Source organism: uncultured Pseudoteredinibacter sp. (assembly GCF_947500695.1).
Classification (GTDB): Bacteria; Pseudomonadota; Gammaproteobacteria; order Pseudomonadales; family Cellvibrionaceae; genus Pseudoteredinibacter.
This window is the reverse complement of sequence record NZ_CANMSS010000031.1, coordinates 1-550: the sequence shown is the minus strand read 5'-3', so window position 1 is coordinate 550 and position 550 is coordinate 1. Positions and strand designations below refer to the sequence as shown.

Here is a 550-nt window from a genome sequence, read left to right as displayed (position 1 = left end):
ACTTTCCACCTTGTTAAAGAACGTCTGATTGTAAAAATCAGAAGAAAAATATTTCCAAGAAATACTTTTCTTCTGAACTCTACTTTGCAGTGATTATGATGCTTGTTTACCATTTCGAGACCCCTCTTCAAGAGAAGAAATGGTGGAGCTATGCGGGATCGAACCGCAGACCTCTTGGATGCAAACCAAGCGCTCTCCCAGCTGAGCTATAGCCCCTTTTCTAGATTTTCTTACTGAAGTTTCATCAAGCAAAAGAAAATATAATTTTCGTTAGGCGAGGCGAATCGGCGCGTAATGTGCGTCTAGCACATGAGTGGCGATTCAACGAAGCATAACGGAAATTTGGTAGGCCTGGGCAGACTTGAACTGCCGACCTCACCCTTATCAGGGGTGCGCTCTAACCAGCTGAGCTACAGGCCTATAAAACTTGCGTCTTATGCCGGCCCAAGGTCACCTGGACCATCACTGCAATCAGTCTAATCAAGCAATGCGTGTGAGCACTTACGAAGCGGGACAATATCGTTTAAGGAGGTGATCCAGCCCCAGGTTC

Annotated in this window: 2 tRNA genes; both read right to left on the bottom strand. The window is 46.0% G+C overall.

What is annotated here, in order from left to right:
• Window positions 1–140: 140 nt before the first annotated feature.
• A tRNA-Ala gene (locus Q1A08_RS21360) sits at window positions 141–216 on the bottom strand.
• Between the two features lie 127 nt (window positions 217–343).
• Window positions 344–420: transfer RNA gene (locus Q1A08_RS21355), tRNA-Ile, on the bottom strand.
• Window positions 421–550 lie beyond the last annotated feature (130 nt).